We start from the raw sequence: 3153 nt of genomic DNA, 5'->3' as shown, positions 1-3153 counted from the left end.
GACGCCCCGGCCGCCGTGGAGCCCGAGGCGCCCGCGCCCGAAACGCCCGCCGCGCCGCCGGCTGCGGCGGAGACGAAGCCCGAGCGGCAGTCCTCCTTCACGCCGCCGCGGAAGCCCGCGCCGGACATCACCGACTACGCCTTCGCGGAATCGCTCGGCGCCAAGCCGCAGAAGTTCGCCGCGCCCAAGGCCGACGAGGACCTGACCACCGGCTCGCTGTCCCGCGATCCCGAGGCGCTGCCGGACACGATCGGCGGCTCCATGCTGCGGCTGCGCGCGGTGCAGGGCGATCCCTCCGCCCAGCTCGAGATCGCCGACCGGCTCGCCGAAGGGCGCGGCGTGGCGCCGAACCCGGTCGCCGCCGCTCACTGGCTGGAGAAGGCGGCGGCCCAGGGGCTCGCGCCCGCGCAGCACCGCCTCGGCAGCCTGTACGAAAAGGGTCGCGGCGTCGCCCGCGATCTGGTGGTCGCGCGGCGTTGGTACGAGCAGGCCGCCGCTTCCGGCAACGTGCGCGCCATGCACAATCTCGGCGTGCTGCACGCCGAGGGCGGGCTCGGCAAGCCGGACTTCGTGGCGGCCTCCGTGTGGTTCCGCATGGCGGCCGAGCGCGGTCTGGTGGACAGCCAGTACAATCTCGCGGTGCTGCAGGCCCGCGGCCTCGCCGGCAAGCGCGACCTCACGGAAGCCTACAAGTGGTTCGCGCTTGCGGCCGCCCAGGGCGACCAGGACGCCGGGCGCAAGCGCGAGGAGGTGGCCAAGGCGCTTGGCAAGAACCTCGCCGGCGCCCAGCAGACGGTGGCGGGCTTCAAGCCGCGCATGGTGGACAGCGCCGCGAACGAAGCTCCGACGCCTCCCGGCGGCTGGGACCAGGCGGGCGCGCCCGCCGACGCCCGCAACCCGGTCTCGCTGCGCTGAAAGCTCTTCCGAGCGGCGGCTTTCCTGCGCGGTTGACAGCGCCGGGGCGCTGACGCGACACCATCGGCGGCGCGGCGGGCTCATCGCCCGCGCGCGCCGCTCACGCTTCCCGCTCCGCGACAGCCATGCAGATCTATCTCCCGATCGCCGAACTGCCCGTGGACGTGCTGCTCGTGATCGGCATGAGCCTCGCGGTGGGCTTCATCTCCGGCATGTTCGGCATCGGCGGCGGCTTCCTGATGACGCCGCTGCTGATCTTCATCGGCGTGCCGACGGCGGTGGCCGTGGCCTCCGAAGCCCCGCAGATCGCGGCCTCCGCCTTCACCGGCGCCTTGTCCTACTGGCGCAAACGGGCGCTCGACGTGAAGCTCGGGCTCGTGCTGCTCGCGGGCGGCGTCACGGGCGCGGGCGCGGGCGTCTGGTTCTTCAACCTGCTGCGCGCCGCGGGCCAGCTCGAGGCGGTGATCGCGGTCGCCTATGTGGCGCTGCTCGGCGTCATCGGCGGGCTGATGCTGACGGAATCGACCCGCGCGCTGCTGCGCAAGGGCGCGCCGCCGCCCCCCGCCGCCAAACCGCGCGCGGCGGGCCGCTCGCTGGTGGACCGCATGCCGTTCAAGCTGCGGTTCCAGCGCTCCATGCTGCATATGAGCGTGATCCCGCTGCTCGGGCTCGGCGCCTTCGTGGGCTTCGTGGGCGCGACGCTCGGCATCGGCGGCGGCTTCCTGCTGGTGCCGATCCTGGTCTACGTGTTCCGGGTGCCGACCGCGGTGGTGGTGGGCACCTCGCTGTTCCAGATCCTGATCACCATGCTGGCGGCGACCGTGCTGCACGCCTATGCGGCGGCCTCCGTCGATCTGGTGCTGGCGGCGCTGCTGATGCTCGGCGGCTCCATCGGCGCCCAGTTCGGCGTGCGCGCCGGCCAGAAGCTCAAGGGCGAGCATCTGCGCCTGCTGCTGGCGCTGCTGCTGCTCAGCGTCGGCGGCCGCTTCCTGATCGATCTGGTGGCGACGCCGAAGGACGCCTATTCGGTCGCGATCGAGGCGCAGGCGCGATGAGCGCGCGATCGATCCTCGCCGCGCTCGGCCTCGCCGGCGCCGCACTGCTCACGTCGCCCGCGCATGCGGAGAAGCTGCTGCTGGCGCTGTCCTCCCAGCAGGTGACAATCGCCTCCAACTACGCCGGCGGCGAGCTGACGCTGTTCGGCGCCGTGCGCGGCGAGACGCGACAGGCCGGCGGACGCTTCGAGGCGGTGGTGCGGGCGCGCGGGCCCGGACGCACCCTGCAGGTGCGCCGCAAGGAGCGCATCGGCCCGTTCTGGATCAACGGCCCCGCCCGCACCTTCGAGCGCGCGCCGGACTTCCTCGCGGTGCTGTCGTCCCGCCCGCTCGGGACCGTGGTCGGCGCCGACGACATCGCGAGCGAACAGCTCAGCCTCTCGGCTGCGGCGGACGGCGCGCCCGCCGGCGGCACCCGCCGGGTGGACGTGACCGAGGACGCAGCCTTCGTCGCCGCGCTGGTGCGCCGACAGGCGGAGCGCGGGCACTGGCGCGAGGACGGGCGCGGCGTCGCCTTTCTCGACCGCGACGTGTTCCGCGCCTCGATCCACCTGCCGCCGGACGTGGCCTTCGGAGCCTATGAGGTGGAGGCGCGGATCTACGACCAGGGCCGGCTCGCGGCGCTGGAGACCATCACCTTCCGGGTGGTGAAGGCCGGTTTCGAGCAGCGGGTGGCGCGCTTCGCGGACCGGGAGCGGCTGCTCTACGGCTTCGGCATGGCCCTGCTGGCGATCGCCTTTGGCTGGACCGCGAGCGCCGCCTTCCGGCGGGACTGACCCCTCTCAGTCGGGCCGCAGCCCGGACAGGCGGAACGCGTAGACCCCCTCGTCGCCCAGCATCCAGGCGGCGAAGGAGGCGGGCTGGAACAGACCCGCGAAGGCGGCGTCCCGCACGTTGAGCCCGCCCGTATAGGCGCCGAAGGCCGGCATCACCAGCCGCGCGCCGTCGGTCGCGAAGCAGCGCCGCCGGACGTTGCGGCCGCGCACGGAGACCTTCGCCGCTGGGTGCAGATGGCCCGCGATCTCGCCGGGCGCGGGGCCCGCCGCCGGCTCGTGCCGAAGCGTCAGGGGCCCAAGACGCATCTCGGCTTTCGCCTCGCCGCCGCAGCCGGCGGGAGGCTCGGGGTCGTGATTGCCGGCGATCCAGATCCAGTCGCGCCCCACCTGCAGCGCCGCGAGCCGCG

General features: G+C 73.8%; 3 protein-coding genes and 1 pseudogene. 3 read left to right on the top strand and 1 reads right to left on the bottom strand.

Annotation, left to right across the window (positions count from 1 at the left end):
* The 3 genes from ACFQ4O_RS16410 to ACFQ4O_RS16400 all read left to right on the top strand — a co-directional run.
* Positions 1–915, top strand: a 915-nt coding sequence (locus tag ACFQ4O_RS16410) for a tetratricopeptide repeat protein (protein ID WP_378777263.1), incomplete at its 5' end; no start/stop codon positions are given.
* 125 nt (positions 916–1040) lie between these two features.
* Positions 1041–1970 carry a sulfite exporter TauE/SafE family protein gene (locus ACFQ4O_RS16405; protein WP_378777261.1) on the top strand — a complete coding sequence of 310 codons (930 nt, stop codon included), beginning with the start codon at positions 1041–1043 and terminating at the stop codon, positions 1968–1970.
* Complete coding sequence (locus tag ACFQ4O_RS16400; RefSeq protein WP_378777259.1) at positions 1967–2746, top strand: TIGR02186 family protein; 780 nt, start codon at positions 1967–1969, stop codon at positions 2744–2746. Before ACFQ4O_RS16405 ends, ACFQ4O_RS16400 begins: the two co-directional genes overlap by 4 nt.
* A 6-nt stretch (positions 2747–2752) precedes the next feature.
* Here the strand turns inward: ACFQ4O_RS16400 and ACFQ4O_RS16395 are convergent.
* A pseudogene (locus tag ACFQ4O_RS16395) lies at positions 2753–3153 on the bottom strand (ligase-associated DNA damage response endonuclease PdeM); the annotation flags it as partial.

Origin of the sequence: Methylopila musalis, assembly GCF_042679725.1 — a bacterium.
Classification (GTDB): domain Bacteria; phylum Pseudomonadota; class Alphaproteobacteria; order Rhizobiales; family Methylopilaceae; genus Methylopila; species Methylopila musalis.
This window is presented reverse-complemented; position numbering and strand designations above follow the sequence as displayed.

Coding starts and splice junctions, on each gene's coding strand:
- ACFQ4O_RS16405 (WP_378777261.1), top strand. CDS start 1,041: ATGCAGATCTATCTCCCGATCGCCGAACTGCCCGTGGACGTGCTGCTC.
- ACFQ4O_RS16400 (WP_378777259.1), top strand. CDS start 1,967: ATGAGCGCGCGATCGATCCTCGCCGCGCTCGGCCTCGCCGGCGCCGCA.